The organism is Actinoplanes sp. G11-F43 (genome assembly GCF_050589265.1).
Taxonomy (GTDB): domain Bacteria; phylum Actinomycetota; class Actinomycetes; order Mycobacteriales; family Micromonosporaceae; genus Actinoplanes.
Genome location: NZ_JBNZCE010000043.1, coordinates 5,894 through 23,117, shown reverse-complemented (window position 1 = coordinate 23,117; position 17,224 = coordinate 5,894). Strand labels below are relative to the sequence as shown.

Genomic DNA, 17,224 nt, shown 5'->3' with positions numbered 1-17,224 from the left:
AGACGGGCTGCCGGGCCCTTTCCGGAAGCGGGGTGCCGGTCCCCGGCGCGCGGCCGCCCTCCGCGCGCCGGGACCGTGTTCCCGGGGGGCCCGCCCGGTCGTTCTAGCGGTTCTCGCCGTCCCCGCCGGTGAACCGCAGCGGCATCGGCTCGCCCGGTCCCGGCACGCGGTGCCGGGGCCCGCCCCGGCCGGTCCACGGAACCCCGTCGTACCCCCGTGTCGGTGTCCGCCCGGCCACCGGCAGATCGCTGGTGTCGTCCACGGTCCGCTCCGGCCACCCGGCCGGCATCGGCGCCGGCGACGGTTCCGGAACCGGGGGCGCCGGCCGCTCGGCCCGCGGCCACAGGCGCGGCCGGCGCCGGGCGGCCACGTCCTCGACCCAGCCGAACGCCAGCACCGCCACCCCGGTCAGGGCGAACGCCATCACCAGCGTGACCGGCTTCTCCAGCCGGCCCAGGTCGTCCAAGGCCAGCCAGGTGAGCACCGGCCAGATCGCCGCGATCGCCAGGTTGTGCCACAGGTAGACGGTGACCGCGCGGGCGTTCAGCACCTCGACCGCCCGGTTCAGCGGCCGGAACCGCGACAGCGCCGCCCCGTTCGGCTGCCAGCGCAGCACCAGCAGCACGAACGCCAGCGACCAGAGCGCCTGCGACTCGGCGACGTCGTTCAGATCCCACGCGTGCTCCTCGCCGGGGTGCCCGCTCTGCCAGTACAGGGCTGCGCCGCCGAGCACGGCGACGGCGGCCACCACCACCCCGGGGCGCAGCCGGGCCAGGCGGCCGTCCCGGTGCGCGAACCCGATGATCCAGCAGGCGCCGTAGGTGACCAGGTCCCACATCACCGTGTCCGGCGTCTCGGGCAGCGCGAACCCGGTCCGGTCGAGCACGGCGATCGCCAGGACCGGGGCGGCCACCAGCAGCCAGGCCGCCCCGCCGAGCCTCTTCCAGGCCGCCCACAGCAGCGGGGTCAGCAGCACGAACCACAGGTAGGCGCGGATGTACCAGAGCGGCTCCCAGGCGTCGACGCCCGCCTGGCTGCCCGGCGGATCACCCAGCGGCAGCAGCCAGAACACCACCTTCCGCCCGGGCTCCCAGCCGGTGGCGACCATCGCCGGGACCACGAACGCGGCGAGCATCCACAGTGGCGGCAGCAGGCGCCGCAGACGGGAGGCGACCACCGGGCCGGCCGCCCGCTTCTGCAGCGACGCGGCGGTCAGCGAGCCGGCCACCGCGAACATCACACCCATCGCCGGGAACACGATGGACAGCCACGGCCAGCCGAAGAGGTGGTACACGACGACCCGGACGATGGCGGCCGCACGGAGCAGGTCCAGGTATCGGTTACGCACCGGGGAACGGTAGCGACGGCGCGGGTCCACCCGGGACCCTCCGGGCGGTCGGCAGATGCGCCCGAGGGGATTACCACGGTCGGGGGAGGTTCGCCGGAACCCTGTGCGGCTGTGCGACGGGTGTGCGTGACCCGGGCCGGGGCGTGCCGTTGGTCAACAGGCGTGCGCTGGACCGGCCGGAGCACCCGAGAAAGGGAGTGACATGCGGAAACCTCTGATGGTGCTGTGCCTGGCGGCCGGCTCGGCGGTCGCGGTCCCGCTCCCGGCGTCCGCCGACGAGGGGGATCCGGCGGTCGGCTCCCGGACCGCGGTCACCGCAGCCTCGGTGTCGGCCAGCCCGTCAGCGCCGTTCCAGCAGCAGGTGCTCGCCCTGGTCAACTGGAACCGGCGCAAACACGGCTGCGGTCCGCTCACCCTCGATCAGCGGCTGATCTCGGCGGCCAACCGGCACGCCGCCGACATGGCCCGGCGCGACTACTTCGACCACGAGTCGCCGGGCGGCCGGGACGCCGGGGACCGGGTCACCGGAGCCGGGTACGCCTGGAGCCGCTACGGGGAGAACATCGCGAAGGGCCAGGACAGCCCGTACGAGGTGATGGTCGCCTGGCTGCGCAGCCCGGCACACCGCAAGAACATCCTCGACTGCCAGCTGGACGAGATGGGAACCGGGCTGGCGGTGGAGGGGCGTACCGCGTACTGGGTGCAGGATTTCGCCAGCCCCCGGTGAGCCGTTCCTGATGAGCCGCTCCCGGTGAGCCGTTCCCGATGAGCCGCTCCCGGTGATCCCTCAACCGGGCCTCTGCAGGTGCCGATGGCATACCGGTTTCGTGTCACCGCCTCTCCCGAACTCTGTTTTTCGGAATGGCTGTGCTTCGATGTGCGGACATCACCCCTGGGGAGGACGTTGTGGCAAGGGGACGGGTTGCCGGCGCTGTTACGGCGGTGCTGGTGGGCAGTGGGATCGGCGCGTTCGCGCTGACACCGGCGGCGAGTGCCGCTCCGGTGACCGCTGCCGTGACCACCACGGTGGTCGCCAAGGCGGCGGCCGCGTCGTGCGCGACCGGCAAGTACCAGAAGCAGGTCGAGGGCTACCTCAAGAAGCTGGGCGGTTTCGGTGCCGTGACGGTGGACGGCAAGCAGTCCGCCGCCGACTGTGCCGCGATCGTCAAGTTCCAGAAGCGGTACGGCATCCAGCCCGCCAAGGGCCTGGCCGGCCCGACCACGCACGACGTCGCGAAGCGGCTGGCGTCGACGAAGACGGCGGCCTGCAAGCCGAAGAAGAAGGGCATCACCTTCTGCGTCAACCTGACCCAGCAGACCAGCTGGGTCATGAAGAACGGCAAGGTGCTGTACAAGCCCACCATCGTGCGCACCGGCTACAAGGGCTACCGGACGCCGGCCGGCACCTACAAGATCAACAAGCGGACGAAGAAGGAATGGTCCGACCCGTACGAGGTGTGGCTGCCGTACTGGCAGCGCTTCATCGGCGGGATCGGCTTCCACCAGACCACGACCTACATCCACGACAAGTGGCGCGGGTCGCACGGCTGCGTGAACCTGCTCCAGTCCGATGCCAAGGCGTACTACAAGGTCGGGAAGATCGGCATGACGGTGAAGACGTTCGGGCGCCGTCCGGGCACCTGATCCCCGCCGTCGTGACACGGGCCGTCCCCCTCATGAGGGACGGCCCGTTCGGTATCGGGTTCGCATTCGCCCGGCGGCCGCGTCACGGCCCGGTGTCACGCCGGCCTCGCGGGGACGATGCGGGACCGTTTTGTCGACCGTACAAAATGACGCTCTGGGTCTACAGTGACCCCTGTGTATCGCAGCCGTTCACGTGCAGTGATCATCGCGGCGGTCGTGGTGTCGTTTCCGCTGACCGCCGCCTCGTGCGACGACGAACCGAGCGCGGTCCGGCTCGGAAACGCCCAGGTCGGGACGGTCGACGAGATCGTCGAGGCGCCCGGCTCGGTGACCGCGCGGACCGCCGCCACCCTCACCGCCCCGGCCGCCGGCACGCTGCGTGAGATCCAGGCCGAGCCGGGCCGGCGGGTGCGCCAGGGTGACGTGCTGGCCGTCATCGACTCGCCCGAACTGACCCGCCGCCGCGACGCCGCCCAGGAGGCCCTCGACCAGGCGCCCTCCGGAGCCGGCGTGCACGTCGGCGGGACGGCCGAGTTCACCGCCGTCCGCGAGCGCACCGACGAGCAGGCCGCCACCGCGTTCCGGCAGGCCCGCGCCGCGGCGAAGGAGATCGCCGACCCGAAGGCCCGCACGGCGCTGCTCGACCAGGTCGGCACGGCCGAGCAGAACTACCAGCTCGCCTCGGCCGCCTCCGCCGCCGCCCTGCGCTCGGTGCAGAGCGGCGTCGCGTCGCTGGGCCGGGCGATGGGCTCGCTCACCGCCGCCCAGCGGCTCCAGGCCGAGCAGGCCTACCAGCTGGCCGACGCCGCCGTCGACGCTCTCACCCTGCGCGCGCCGGTCGCCGGGGTGGTCCAGCTCGGCGGGCCGGCCCGGACCGGTGCCGACCCGCTCGCCGGACTGCTGGCCGGCGGCCAGGCCCCACCGGCCGCCCCGGTCTCCGGCGTGGACACCGCGGTGCCCGAAGGCGGGTACGTCGCGGCCGGCACCCCGGTGATCACCGTCGTCGACACCGCCCGCCTCGGGCTGACCGCCGAGGTCGACGAGACCGACGTGCTGCTCGTCGAAGACGGCGTGGAGGCCGCGATCGAACTCGACGCCGCGCCCGGAGCGGTGTTCGCCGGCACCGTCCGGTCGGTCGACCTGCTGCCCACCACCTCGGCTCGCGGCGGCGTCTCCTACCAGGTGCGCCTCGACCTGGGCGACGGCGCCTACCCCGACGACGCCTCGCCCGCGCCCACCCCACGGCCCGGGATGAGCGCGGTGATCCGGCTCAAGGTGCGGCAGGCGTCTGGCGCCGTCACCGTGCCCGCCTCGGCCGTGGTCAGCGCCGACGGCCGGGACACCGTCTGGGCCGTCCGGGACGGCCGGTACACCGCGGTCCCGGTCCGGCTCGGCGTCCAGGGCGAGGACACCGTCCAGATCACCTCCGGCGTCAGCGCCGGCGAGCGGGTGGTGATCGCCGGCGCCGACCAGGTCAACGCCGGGGACGAGGCGCCGTGAGCGCCATCGTGGCCACCGGGATCAGCCGCACCTACCAGCTCGACGGGGTGTCGGTGCCCGCCCTGCGCGGCGTCTCCCTCACCGTCGAACCCGGCGACTACCTGGCCGTCGTCGGCACCTCCGGCTCCGGCAAATCCACCCTGATGCACCTGCTCGGCGGCCTGGACCGGCCCACCGGCGGCACCCTGCTGATCGGCGGCCGCGACGTCGCCCGGCTCACCCCCGACGAGATGGCCGCGCTGCGCAACACCACCATCGGCTTCGTCTTCCAGTCCTTCCACCTGCTCGCCCGCACCACCGCCCAGGACAACGTCGGCCTGCCCCTGGTCTACCGCGGCGCCGGCCGCCGGGAACGCCGCGAACGCGCCACCGCCATGCTGGAACGGGTCGGCCTCGGCCACCGGATCACCCACCGGCCCAACCAGATGTCCGGCGGCGAACAACAACGCGTCGCCATCGCCCGCGCCCTGGTCACCGGCCCGTCCGTGCTGCTCGCCGACGAACCCACCGGCAACCTCGACTCGGCCACCGGCGAATCCGTCCTCACCCTCCTGGAAACCCTGGTCACCGACGGGGTGGCGGTCGTCCTGGTCACCCACGACCGGGAGGTCGCCGCCCGCGCCCACCGGGAGATCCGGATGCGTGACGGGAGGATCGTTGAGACTCGCTGAGGCCTGGCGGGTCGCCCTCGACGCGCTGCGCGCCAACCGGCTGCGCAGCGTGCTCACCATGCTCGGCGTGGTCATCGGGGTGGCCGCCGTGGTCGCCCTCGTCGCCATCGGCACCGGCACCAGACAGCAGATCGAACAGCAGGTCGAAGGGCTCGGCTCCAACCTGCTGATCGTGGTGCCCGGCCGCCTCGAAGCCGGCTCCGCGCCCACCTCGTCCCCACTCACCCTCGACGACCTGGACACCGTCAACCGGGTGGTCGGCGACCGCGGCCGGGTCGCGGTCACCATCGCCTCCGGCGAGACCGTTCGCGCCGGTACGCGTACCGGGTACGCCAGCGTGCAAGGTGTCCTGGAGACCACGCCCACGGTGTTCGTCCGCTCCCTGGCCCGGGGCGCCTACTTCACCCGCACCGACGTCAACACCGGCCGCCGGGTCGCCGTCCTCGGCGCCGGGGTGGCCCGTGACCTGTTCGGCGACCGCGACCCGATCGGCCGGCAGATCACCATCGGCGGGGTACGGTTCCGGGTCACCGGCGTCTTCCAGCAACTCGGCCAGAGCCTCGGCGTCGACCGCGACGGCGAGGTGCACGTCCCGGTCACCGCCGCCCAGCGCCTCCTCGGCACCGAACGCATCGACGGCCTCGCCATCCGCGCCCCCGACCGGGACCGGATCGGCGCCCTGTCCGCCGCCGTCGTCGCCGCCCTCGCCGAACGGCACCCGGACACCGACTTCTCCGCCGTCACCCAGGAACAGATCCTCGGCGTGCTCGGCGACATCCTCGGCGTCCTCACCGGTGTGCTCGCCGCCATCGCCGGGATCAGCCTCCTCGTCGGCGGCGTCGGCGTCTCCAACATCATGCTCGTCTCGGTCCGGGAACGGACCAAAGAGATCGGGCTGCGCAAGGCCGTCGGCGCCCGCCCCCGCGACATCGGCGTCCAGTTCCTCCTCGAAGCGGTACTGCTCACCACCACCGGCGGTGTCCTCGGCATGCTCCTCGGCGGCGGTTCCGCCCTGCTCGTCGACCGGCTGACCCCGGTACCGGCCGCCCTCACCTGGTGGTCGATGGCCCTGGCCTTCGGCGTGTCCGCGGCCGTCGGCATCGTCTTCGGCGTGGTGCCCGCCCAGCGCGCCGGCCGCCTCGACCCGGTGGTGGCCCTGCGCACCGAGTGAGCTCCGCGGGACACCGCCATCGGGCCCGCCCGGCCCCGCCGGGCAACGCTTCAGGTGCCGCCGGGCATCGCCTCAGGTCGGGTCCCGTCGCGCCGAAAAAGGGAGCGGACCGGACCCCGGGAGAAGACTTTGCCCCATCGGATGCGCGACCAGCACGGCGGATCCCGTGCCGTCGCCTACCTGATGCTGGCCGGGGGCGCCTACAACCTCGTCACCGGCGTCCTGATGAAACTCGGCGACCCGCTGTACGAACTGATCACCCTCGGCGTCGCCTCCGCCGCCCTGTTCGCTGTCGGCCTGATCTGCCTGCGCCGCCCCGGAACGATGCCCGCCGTCTTCTGGCTGCTGGTGCCGTTCGTGTCGGCGGCCGTGGTGACCGGCCTGAACGTGGCCACCGCCGACGCCACCCTCGGCCCGCAACTCTTCTACCTGTGGCCGCTGCTGTACGCCGCGTCGTTCCTGAGCCGCCGCCTGATCGTGCTGATCGTCGCGCAGATCTCCGCCGGGCACGCGCTGACCGCGTTCCGTTTCGAGGAGCCCGACCAGGCCCTCCTCGACTGGATCGCGATCACGGTGGCGATGGCGATGACCGCCGTGGTGGTGGTCGGCCTGCGCGAACGCAACGACAGACTCCTCCGCGTCCTGGAACACCAGGCCACCTCGGACGCCCTGACCGGCGCCGCGAACCGGCGAGCCTTCGACGCGGCACTGGCCCGCGCCGCCGCCACCCCCGACCCCCTGTCGTTGATCGTCATCGACGTGGACCACTTCAAGACGATCAACGACACCTGGGGCCACGCCGTCGGCGACCGGGCCCTGCGCGCGGTGGCCGACGCTCTGCACGCCGCCGCCGACAGCCACGTCTTCCAGTCCCGGTCCACCGGCGATCAGGACGCCGCGCCGCGTCCTACCGGCGGCCGTGACGTCTCGCGCCGGTCTGCCGCCGGTCGCGACGCCGACCGCCGGTCTGCCGCCGGTCGCGACGCCGACCGCCGGTCTGCCGCCGGTCGCGACGCCGGACGCCGGTCCACCGACGAACGTGATGTTCTGGTCGCACGGCTCGGCGGTGACGAGTTCGCGGTCCTGTTGCGGGCCGGCCCGGATGCCGCCCTCCGCGTCGCCGAACAGGCCCGCATCAGCGTCAGCGCCGTCGAGGGCCTGCCGTGCGGCCCGCCGAGCCTCAGCATCGGCGTCGCCGCCGTCCCCGACCACGCCACCGGCGCCGAGGAACTCCAGCGGGTCGCCGACAGCGCCCTCTACCGTTCCAAGGCCGGTGGTCGCGGCCGCAGCACGCTGGCCGGGACCGACGAGCCCCGGCACAACGTCGACGACATCCCGGTCACGTCCCCTGCTTCTTCCCGTTCAGCGGGGTGAGGATCTCCGGAGACCTGCGTGGGTACGGGCCCCAACCGTCCCGCAGCACGTGGATGTAGACGGCCTCGAGACACACCCCGATCCGCTCCACCAGGTCGGTGTCCTCCTGGGCGCCGAGCCGGACCGCCCGCGCGAAGTGGTCCAGCGCCTCCATGTGCCGCCCCTGGTCGAAGCAGCTCCGCCCGGCGTTCTCGTGCACCACACTCCGCACGGCCGGCGCCACCTCGGCCTCCACCGCCCGCTGGAACAGCTTGTCCGCCTCCATGTAGTCGCCCCGCAGCCGCAGCACGTGCGCCAGCTCGGCCTGCGCGATCACCTGCGACTGCAGGTCCTGCGCGGACTCGGCGTGAGCCAGAGCCAGCCGACTGGCCGCGGCGGCCATCCCCAGCTCCCCGAGCAGCCGGTACACCTCGGCCCGCACACTGAGCAGTCCCGCCTTGACGATGTTGTCGGCTTCGTCGGCCAGCGGCCCGTCCAGCCGCTCACCCAGCTCCCGTAGCGCGTTCCGGTCGTCGACCACCTCACGCAGGGTGGCCCCGTCCAGCCGCCACCGGATAGCCGACAGATCAGCGGCGGTCAGCGGCAGATGCGGAGCGAGATCCGGCCCACGCTGCTCATCCGGAACAGCCGTCCTCTCCGTCCCGTCCCCGCTGCTCCAGCCCTGTTCCCGAGCACTGTTCTGTTCCCGCGTGCCGCCTTGTTCCCCCGCGCCGCCCTGTTCCCGGGTGCCGCCTTGTCCCCGGGCGCTGCCTTGTTCCGCCGTTTCGCCTTGCTCCCGGGCGCTGCCTTGTTCCGCCGTTTCGCCTTGTTCCCGGGCGCTGCCTTGTTCCGCCGTTTCGCCTTGTTCCCGGGCGCTGCCTTGTTCCCGGGCGCTGTTCTGCTCCCGGCCTCGCGCGCCGTTCCGGGCCGGCCCACCAGCCTTGGCCCCGGCCTGTCCGTCGGCGTCCGGTGCACCAGCGGCCTGGTCTCCGGCGGCCCGGTCGCTGACGGACTGGTCCTTCTCAGGTCCCGGACCGACGCCAGCCGCACCGGAACCCTCTCCGTCCCAGCCCGCCCCGACGATCTCCGCCGGCGTTTGACCCGTCCGCGAATCGCCTGATCCACCGCCATCTCCGGCACCGGGCCGCCCAACCGTGCCGGTCCCGTCCATCCCGCTAGCAGCAGTTCCGCTAGCAGCAGTTCCGCCAGGAGTGGTCCCGCCAGCAGCGGCCCCGCCAGCAGCGGTGCCGATGGCGCCGGTTCCGTCCGCAACCGCCGTCCTGCCCGTAGCCGATTCGTCCGCGGCGATTCCACCAGCGGCACCGGCTACCGTCCCGGCCGTAGAACCGGCGGCTGATCCGGAGACGTCGCCGTTCAGGCCGGCCGTGATCCGATCGGATGCCGTCGGCCCGGTCGCCGCGCCATCTGACGCCGAACCACTCGCCCCCGGCCCACCGGCCACCCCCTTGGTGACGAACCATCCACTACCGAACGCGCTGTCCCCGGACCGCTGCGGCTCGGTAGGCCCGGAATTCTCCAACCGTGCGATCGGCCGCAGATTGTGCAGCGTCCCGTCCGGATCCATGTAGGGCATATCCGGCGGGAACCGGTCATCCGGCCCCACCGGCGGCAAGCCCAGATCGCCGGCCTCTTTCCGGCCGCCGGTGCTCGTCTCGCCTCCACCCAACGCGTTCGCCACAGCCTCACCAAGGCCGCCGCCATGCGAAGCACCGACCCCGTTCGGCCCCGCTCCGTACGCGCCGACCCCGTTCGTACCGGTTCCGTTCGCGCCGACCCCGCTTGCGCCGACCCCGCTTGCGCCGACCCCGCTCGCGCCGACCCCGCTCGCGGCGGTTCCGTTCGCGCCGGCCCCACTTTCAGCGGTTCCGTCCGCGCCGACCGCGTTCGCGTCGGCCCCGGCTCGGGACTGGCTATCCGCGCCGATATCCGCCAGCCTGTCCGGTCCGGCTTGCGTTCGGTCATCCGCTGCGTTCTGCCCCCGAGCACCCGCCCGCGGCCAGTTGTCAGGCGTGCCACCCGGCTCGACCCATTGCCCCGGTGTCCCGGCTTGCCCCGGTGTCCCGGCCGACGAACCGGCTTCCGCCCGTCCTCCGATCTGCGGCTGCGTGTGGCTCTGCGTGTGCGCGCCGTTCTGCGCGTGGCCCGGCGCGTGCGTGCCGTTCTGCGCGTGTGTGCCGTCATGCGGGTACGGCTCGGTCCGCGGACGGCCGCCAGTCACCGCGCCGGAGTCAAGCCCGGCCGACGCGCTACCGGCGGTCTCTGGCCCGGTCCCGGCGCTCCCCGGGTTCGGCGTGCCGCCGGATTGCGGCCGGCTGCCGGTCCCGGCGTCCGCGCGGTTCGGGGTCCCGGTCTGCGGCCAGCTTCCCGTACCGGTATGTGGCCAATTGTCGGGAACCGCCGACCGGCTCCGCACCGAACTATCGGCACCGGTCTCCGGCCCATCCGCTCGACCGGGACGACTCAGCGGGAACCCGAGCTTCTCCCGCCCGGCCGCCGAGGCCCCGTTCTCCTTCTCGGCCGTACCGCCGGGCCGCTGCCCGTTCGGCATCGGCAGAGCGACGGTAGGCCGTTCCCGCGAGGCGCGAAGATCAGCCTCCGCCGATCCGCCGGAGTTGTCGCCGACCCCGGTAGGCCCACCGGACACGCCGGCGGCGGGTGGCACCGAGATGGGTGTGGCGGCGTTCCAGCCACTGTCCGCGGGCCGACCCGAGACCGGCACCGCGGACGAGGGCACCGGCCCGTTTCCGAACGCCGGCGATTCCGCCACCCGGCCGTCCTGCCATCCGGTCCCGGACCCTGAGGCCCCGCCCCGAGCCGATCCGGCCCACTCGTTGCCTGGCTGCCCCGCCACGATGTCCGTATCGGATCGCCCGGCAGCGTGCGCGGGCGGCGCCGAACCCGGACGCGGTTGAGCCGAACCCGGACCCGGCTGCGCCGAGGCGGGTGCCGCACTGCCGTCCCACCCGGTACCGGACTGTGGTCCCGCCTCGTGTCTCCCGCCACCGGTGCCACCGGTGGCAGCCGTGGCGTCGGTTGCACCGGCGGTAGGCGCGGCGTCGGCGCCACCGACGGTGGGCGCGGCGTGCGCCCCACCGCGCTGACCGGGGGAAGCCGCCCGATGAGCCGGCCCGCCGGACGTGTGCGCGGCACGAGATACCGCCCCACCCGAGGTAGGCGCTGCCGGGGGCAGCATTGCCCCCGAGGCGGGTGCCCCCGAGGCGGGTGCCCCCGAGGCGGGTGCCGCCGGAGGCGCAGACGCCCCCGAGGTGGGCGCGGGCCATGGAGTAGTCGTACCGGAGGCGGCTGGTTGAGCACCTCCCGAAGTAGGCGCCGACTGGGGAACACCTGTTGCCGACTGGGGAACACCTGTCCCGGAGGCGGCGGCCGTGCCGGCAATCCCTTCGCTCACGGGCTGAGCCGCAGAAGCTGGCTGGCTCAGCCAACCCTGCCCGGTACCCGGCCGAACCGGCCCACCCTGCCCAGTACCCGGCCGAACCGGCCCACCCTGTCCGGTATCCGGCTGAACCAGCCAACCCTGCTCATGCTGATGCGCGAGCCCATCCTGCTGATGCTGCGGTGTAGGCGCACCCTGCTCATGCCGCGGCGCGGGCGGCCACGCGTTGGCCGGCGTGGCGACGTGCGCCCCGCCCTCAGCCACCTGCCCGGGCATCTGCGAACCACGAGCCGGTGGCGGCCAGGCCTCAGCAGCCGCCCGTCCCGGCACCCCGTTCTGCGGAGGCGCGCCGGCCACGCCGGAAACACCCTGCTGTCCAGCAACACCCTGCTGTCCAGCAACACCCTGCTGTCCAGCAACACCCTGCTGTCCAGCAACACCCTGCTGTCCAGCAACACCCTGCTGTCCAGCAACACCCTGCTGTCCAGGAACGCCTTGCTGTCCGAGAGTGCTCGGTTGTCCGTGAGCACCCTGTTGTCCGGTAATGCCCTGCTGCGCGGGGGTAACTGGCGCCGTAGGTCCACCCCGCTGCCCCGGCATGCCGGACTGCGCGTCCCGTGCCGCAGGCGGCCAGGCCTGCTCCGGAGCCGGATAGCCACCGGGTGCACCAGAAACGACCGGCTGACCCACACCAGGTTGACCCATGCCCGGCTGGCCGATCCCGGGCTGCCCCATGCCAGGCTGACCAGTGCCGGGCTGGCCCGTACCGGGTTGACCGACCCCGGGTTGAGCAATACCGGGTTGCCCCTGAACCGCGGGCCGCGCCGGTGACACCGGCCGGGATCCCTCCGGAGGCTGCGACGCGTCGGGAACCATCGCCCAAGGCCCGTCCCCGTCGGACAGGAACACATGTGCGGTACGCGGCGACTTGCGCGAACGCTGCTGCGGAACGTCCGCCCACCCCTCGCCGCCGTCACCGCGGCGACCGTCGGCGGCATTCGGAGGGTTGCCGTCACCGGCCCACCCACCGTCGGGCCCGCCAAGCGGCCCACCAGGCACCTCGCCGGCCGTACGACTATCGACGCCCGAACTGCCCGAACCGCCGGCCGCGACCGAACGTCCGTCACCCGTACCCCTGCTGTCGCCACCGCTGGCCGCAGGCCGTCCGGACCGAACGTCGCCATCAGGGAATCCGCTTCCAGCAGGCCATCCACCGCTCGCGGCGGCGCCGTCGGGAGCCGGGAATCCGGTGCCCGCGGGCCATCCGCCGCTGGCAGCGGGGGAGCCGCTTTGTGGTGCCGGACGCTCCGCGTCGGGGAATCCGGTTCCGGCGGGCCATCCACCACTGGCGGTGGGCGGTGCGGGGCGTTCCGCGTCAGGGAATCCGGTTCCGGCGGGCCACCCGCTACTGGCGGTGGGCGGTGCCGGACGCTGCGCTTCAGGGAACCCGGTGCCGGCCGGCCATCCACCGCTGGTGGTCGATCCGCCTTGCGGTGCCGGGCGGTCGGTGCCGGGGAATCCGGTTCCGGCGGGCCACCCGCCACTCGCGGTAGCCGCCGCATCCTGACCGGCAGGTGGCGTCTCACCGTTCCAGGCCGGCTGTTGCGTACCGTTCGGCCCGATCACGCGGGCCGGCGGCACCGGCGCGGGCGCGGCGACGACACGCGGCGCGACCGGCGGGTCGGCCTTGATGACGCGTGGCGCGGGTGGTGGTGTGGCTTTGCTGACAACCTTCGGCTGTACGGGCGGGTCAGCTCGCCGGACAACCCGCGGGCCTTCTCCACCCGTACCGGCGTCGGGTCCCGGGTTTTCGCCCGTGCCCTGCGGCTGCTGTCCCACGATGTCGGCGGCCGGTTCGGCGGGCGGGGTGGTCCCGGCGGTCCGCTGCCCCGGAACGAGCCGTGCCATGGCGGCCCGCCAGCCGCCCCGTCCCTCTTCCCGTTCCGGCTGGGCCGCCGGTTCCGGTTGCTGCTGTGGTACGCCCCCCGCCGGCCCCGTGTCCTGCACCGGCACCTTCGCCGAGCCACGCTCGACAGTGTTCGGTTCACGGCCGGCCCTGGCCAAGTCGCGCCCGGCCCCGGAGATGCCGGCACTCTCCGTGCTCACCTCGACGGTGGGCATCTCGGTCACGGCGGGCTGTTCCACCGGGCGTGCCGGCGTGCCGGTTCCGCCGTCGCGGGCCGTCTTGCCGCTCTCCACCGGGGCGGTCTGCTCGCCGGTGAACCCGCGTGGCGTACCGGCCAGTTCAGCGGCCGGCCGCTCACCGGACTCGACCGCGGGCCGGGTGTCCCGTACCGGCGGCGCGGTGCCCCGAACCGGCTTCCCGGTCGGGTCGTCGGCGGGCCCGGGAACCTGGGCACGCCCACTGACCGCCCGCTCGTCGCGCCGGGCGGCGGGCCTGCGGGTGTCGTCGTCGCGCCGTGGGCGCCGTCCACCGACCGGGCGGATCGGGCCGAAGTCGTCGTCCTCCCAGTTCTGCGAGGAACGCCCCCGGCTCGGGGTGACGTCGCCACGCCCGGACCGGTCGGACTCCTCCCAGTACTCGTCACTACCCAACTCGATGGTGCGCGGCCGGTCGTCGTCGCGTACCGGCTCGTCACCGCGCCGGGCACGCTCGACGGTGCCTTCGTCGTCCCAGAGTTCGTCGGCCTGGATCTCGACGGTGCGCCGCCCGCGTCCCCGCCGGTCGTCGGGTGCGGGGGAGCGCCGATCGTCGCGCGGTTCGAACTCGTCCCAGCGATCGTCCTGCCGCGCGGCCGGCTCGTCCCAGCGGGTCTCCTCCCGGCGGCGGCCACGGCGTGAGGGCGTCTCGTCCCGGCGCCCGTCCCGGGAATCCCAGCGCTCCCGTTCGTCCCTTAGTTCCCGTTCGCCCTGCCGGTCCCGATCGTCCTGCCGATAGCGGTCGTCACGACGCTCCCGTTCGTCACGACGCTCCCGTTCGTCGCGGACGTCGCGCCGGTCGCGATCGTCGATGCGGGCACGGTCGTCGCGCCGTTCCCGGTCGTCCCGGCGTTTCTGGTCGTCCAGACGGCTCCGGTCGCTGCGGCGATCCTGGTCGTCCAGATGGACCCGGTCGGTGCGCCGGTCGCGGTCGTTCCGGCGGTCCCGGTCCTCGCGCCGGTCGCGATCGTCGATCCGCGCGCGGTCGTCGCGCCGGTCGCGATCATCCGTCCGGGCGCGGTCGTCGCGCCGGTCGCGATCATCCGTCCGGGCGCGGTCGTCCCGCGGGTCCCGGTCACCGATTCGGGCGCGGTCGTCGGTCCGGGCACGGTCATCCCTGGAGGCGTCCCGCCGATTGCGTACGCCACCCCTGTCCCGCTGTTCTTCCCGGTACCGCGCGGACATCTGCCGGTCGTCGGAACGCTCGTCGTCACGACTTCCGCGCTCATACCGGGCGTCCCGGCTCCCGCGCTGTTCGCGGGCACCGCGCCGCAGGTCCGGGCGTGCCGCGGGGTCCTCGATCGGGAAGTCGGGTTTGTCGAAGTCGACGCCGAGTTCGGGCCGGTTGAAGTCGATGTCGTCGAAGTCGTCACCGACCAGGTTGTCGACGTTGGTGTCGACGGGCACGAAGTCGGGTTCGTCGAGCCAGCTGGGCCGCTCGGAGTCGAAGGCGGCCTTCTTGCTTCGGCGCGCCGCGAGCTCATCCTCGTTGAGGCCACCACGGCGGCGCGTCGGCATGACCGGATCCGGCACCGTACGTTTGGTGTAGTGCTTCTCCTGGATGACCGCCGAACTCGGCATGATCGAGTACTCGTCGTACTCGTCCGCCCAGTATTCGTCGTCCTCGAAGCTCATGACGAGGCTCCGAACCGGCTGGGGAAAAACCCACCGCCCCGACGCCGCATGGATGCCACCGTCCTCACCCTGTACCACCTCCGCACCCCGGTGCCCGCCCCTCGCGCCCCGGATCAACGACTGCCACGTGGTGGATGTGGAAGGTTAACCACGGATTTGCGCAGTGCGCCACCGCCCTGCGGGACCCCGTCACCGGCCGCGCGGACGGTCCGCGAGCCTCGATCGCGCCGGCGCCGCAGTTCGCCGGTTGTGTGCGATCACCCGGGTATACGTCCCTGAGGCCGTCCCGGTTCAACGGGTTGAGCAGTGAGTATGACGATGTTTCGGAGACCTTCCCGAACCCCGCGAAACGGCCATTCGGCCCAACCCGCAGCGTCCGCGAACGGTCACGGCACAGGTATCGACTTAAGGACCTTTTAAGCTCCCTTTCAGGCTCGCTAAGGACTTGTGGGTGACCCTGAACAGGTGACCACCCGTGGGTAACGGTCATCGCACACCGCCCGTTCGATGCCGATTCGCCACCGGACTTGAGCCCAGGCCGAAGCGGGGTGGCGAAGGACACCGTGGACATTCGCGGATCATGACAGCCAGTGCTGGCACGGTTGACGAGCGGCAGCTCCCAGAGCGGTAAGCCCCCACCGGCCACCCACCCACCGGACAGCCACCCGCGAAACAACAGCTCACCAAACAACCGCCCACCGAACGATGCTCGTCCACGGACCAGCCGTTCCCGGACCACCAGCCTCGACGGCTCAGCCGTCCGCCGAACAGCCGTCCACCAAGCCGCAGTCCACCAGCCGCAGTCCACCAAGCAGCAGTCCGCCAAACAGCGCCCATCTGCGGAACAACCGCCCTTCGAACGACCGCGAGCTTTCCACCGACCCGGCCGTGGCAGTCGCCCCCAGCCCAAGGCAGCCACACCGCGCCCAAGAACACTCCGTGACGGCGATCCCCCCTCGCCCACCCACGGTTGGCGGATCTTGGCGCGGGGCCGGGAACGGGAGCCGGCGACGGGAGCCCATCTCCTGCCGCCGGCTCCCTCCAAACGCCTCGAACCTGAACGTCCTGAACCTGAACGTCCTGAACCTGAACGCTTCGAACCCGAACGTCCCGCGCCCAAATGCCTCGAACCCGAACGTCCCGAATCCGAGCCCCGAACCTGAACACCCCGAAAGGGCGGCGCGGCCCGGTCAGCGGCTCCCGCCGATGGTGAAGCCACCCATCCGGGCCGGCAGGACCAGGCCGGCCATGGCCAACGCGGTGAGCAGGGCCGAGATCTCGGTGCGGGTGAGCGAAGCCGCCCGGTCCGGATGCGGATGCGGAACCTCCAGCGCGGTCGCGGCTTCCACCGCCCGCATGCCGATCGCCGCCTCGACCGCCCACACGCGCTGCGCGCACAGGCTGTTCTGCGCCGAGGCCACCAACTCCCCGTGCAACCGAAGGAGACGGCGCAGGTCGGCGGCCAAACGCTCGATCGGTGGTCCGTAGGGCGACACCTCGGGCGGCTGAGGCTTCCGCAACCGGTCGGAGACAGCCGCCCACAGACGGGGAAGATAGCGGACCGCCGCCATCAACAGGCCCGGCCCGATGATGGCGATGATGAGACGGCTGACATCGAGGAGGGTCAAGAGGGTTCCTCCGCCACGGGCTGATCGGTCTACCCTCGACACTGCGCTGTTGCGGGCTACCGGTCAACGGACTTTGTGCGACTCGGCGCGTATCGCCGCAGCGCACCCTCGATCGAGTGGGCATCCGTCGCGACATGCTGTTCCTCCGATTCGGGTTCCGGTGAAACGTGTAGACCGGCGTGCCGGCGAACAGCTCTCGCGACCGATGCCGGAGGGGCGACCACGTCGATGGCCAGCGTGGTCACGACACGGACGTCGCGCCCGCCGGGATCGTCGACGGTCAGCACGAACCACCCGCGCTCCTCGGACCAGCCGGCCCCGGCAGTGTCGTGATCCCAGACCACCCGTCCGTACCGCCGAACCTGGCCGGTCAGATCGAACGGGATCCAGGCCTCCCTCGGTGTGCTCGCGTCCGCCCGCCAGTCGGCTACCGGAATCCCGGCATCCTCCAGAGCAGCGGCGACAGCCCGGACGTATCCCGCATGCCCCAGCGGCTCCCGATCCCGCACAGCCCATTCCTCCCGCACGTCACCACCTCCGCCGCTGCGTTCGTCCAAGCCGAGTTCCGTCGAGCCGAGGTCCGTTGAGCCGAGGTCCTCCGAGCCGGATGCCTTCGGCCCGCACAGCATCCCCCGCCTGCTCGGCGGTCCGCGATGGTGCCAGCACGCTGTTTTCGGTACGGCTAGCCGTACCGAAAAC

The 17,224-nt window shown here is 72.7% G+C and carries 12 protein-coding genes; 7 read left to right on the top strand and 5 right to left on the bottom strand.

Annotated features, from left to right (window positions below; all coding sequences use genetic code 11):
- Positions 1-103: 103 nt before the first annotated feature.
- Complete coding sequence (locus ACQ0O7_RS37945; RefSeq protein WP_430789928.1) at positions 104-1,348, bottom strand: acyltransferase family protein; 1,245 nt, start codon at positions 1,346-1,348, stop codon at positions 104-106.
- Between the two features lie 202 nt (positions 1,349-1,550).
- Here ACQ0O7_RS37945 and ACQ0O7_RS37940 point away from each other — a divergent pair, with 202 nt between their 5' ends.
- The 6 genes from ACQ0O7_RS37940 (at position 1,551) to ACQ0O7_RS37915 (ending at position 7,708) form a co-directional block, all read left to right on the top strand.
- A complete protein-coding gene (locus ACQ0O7_RS37940; protein ID WP_430789926.1) occupies positions 1,551-2,075 on the top strand; it encodes a CAP domain-containing protein in 525 nt (174 codons plus the stop codon).
- 179 nt (positions 2,076-2,254) lie between these two features.
- Positions 2,255-2,992 (top strand): L,D-transpeptidase family protein, encoded by a 738-nt coding sequence (locus ACQ0O7_RS37935; RefSeq protein ID WP_430789924.1) that lies wholly within the window; start codon positions 2,255-2,257, stop codon positions 2,990-2,992.
- Positions 2,993-3,166: 174 nt separating this feature from the next.
- On the top strand, positions 3,167-4,492 hold the full coding sequence (locus ACQ0O7_RS37930; RefSeq protein ID WP_430789922.1) for an efflux RND transporter periplasmic adaptor subunit: 1,326 nt from the start codon (positions 3,167-3,169) through the stop codon (positions 4,490-4,492).
- Complete coding sequence (locus ACQ0O7_RS37925; RefSeq protein WP_430789920.1) at positions 4,489-5,163, top strand: ABC transporter ATP-binding protein; 675 nt, start codon at positions 4,489-4,491, stop codon at positions 5,161-5,163. The genes ACQ0O7_RS37930 and ACQ0O7_RS37925 overlap by 4 nt, the downstream gene beginning before the upstream one ends.
- On the top strand, positions 5,150-6,334 hold the full coding sequence (locus tag ACQ0O7_RS37920) for an ABC transporter permease (protein ID WP_430789918.1): 1,185 nt from the start codon (positions 5,150-5,152) through the stop codon (positions 6,332-6,334). Before ACQ0O7_RS37925 ends, ACQ0O7_RS37920 begins: the two co-directional genes overlap by 14 nt.
- Positions 6,335-6,475: 141 nt before the next feature.
- Entirely contained in the window at positions 6,476-7,708 is a 1,233-nt protein-coding gene (locus ACQ0O7_RS37915) for a GGDEF domain-containing protein (protein WP_430789916.1), read from the top strand.
- Here the strand turns inward: ACQ0O7_RS37915 and ACQ0O7_RS37910 are convergent.
- Positions 7,674-8,228: a tetratricopeptide repeat protein gene (locus ACQ0O7_RS37910; RefSeq protein WP_430789914.1), complete on the bottom strand. Its 555-nt coding sequence runs from the start codon at positions 8,226-8,228 to the stop codon at positions 7,674-7,676. The two genes, ACQ0O7_RS37915 and ACQ0O7_RS37910, sit on opposite strands and share 35 nt — an antisense overlap.
- Before the next feature lie 3,027 nt (positions 8,229-11,255).
- On the opposite strand from ACQ0O7_RS37910, the gene ACQ0O7_RS37905 reads away from it, so the two are divergent.
- Positions 11,256-11,933, top strand: coding sequence for a hypothetical protein (locus ACQ0O7_RS37905; protein ID WP_430789912.1), 678 nt, complete (start codon positions 11,256-11,258; stop codon positions 11,931-11,933).
- A gap of 2,024 nt (positions 11,934-13,957) precedes the next feature.
- Here the strand turns inward: ACQ0O7_RS37905 and ACQ0O7_RS37900 are convergent.
- From ACQ0O7_RS37900 to ACQ0O7_RS37890, 3 genes are all read right to left on the bottom strand, one after another.
- On the bottom strand, positions 13,958-14,491 hold the full coding sequence (locus tag ACQ0O7_RS37900) for a hypothetical protein (protein WP_430789910.1): 534 nt from the start codon (positions 14,489-14,491) through the stop codon (positions 13,958-13,960).
- 1,596 nt (positions 14,492-16,087) lie between these two features.
- Complete coding sequence (locus ACQ0O7_RS37895; RefSeq protein WP_430789908.1) at positions 16,088-16,525, bottom strand: hypothetical protein; 438 nt, start codon at positions 16,523-16,525, stop codon at positions 16,088-16,090.
- Positions 16,526-16,581: 56 nt separating this feature from the next.
- A partial coding sequence (locus ACQ0O7_RS37890; RefSeq protein WP_430789906.1) for a DUF6292 family protein occupies positions 16,582-17,224 on the bottom strand: 643 nt, incomplete at its 5' end.

What these genes read in the sequence shown, in the direction of transcription:
- ACQ0O7_RS37940 (WP_430789926.1), top strand. Translation starts at nt 1,551, where the DNA reads ATGCGGAAACCTCTGATGGTGCTGTGCCTGGCGGCCGGCTCGGCGGTC.
- ACQ0O7_RS37915 (WP_430789916.1), top strand. Translation starts at nt 6,476, where the DNA reads ATGCGCGACCAGCACGGCGGATCCCGTGCCGTCGCCTACCTGATGCTG.
- ACQ0O7_RS37905 (WP_430789912.1), top strand. Translation starts at nt 11,256, where the DNA reads ATGCGCGAGCCCATCCTGCTGATGCTGCGGTGTAGGCGCACCCTGCTC.
- ACQ0O7_RS37900 (WP_430789910.1), bottom strand. Translation starts at nt 14,491, where the DNA reads ATGAGCGCGGAAGTCGTGACGACGAGCGTTCCGACGACCGGCAGATGT.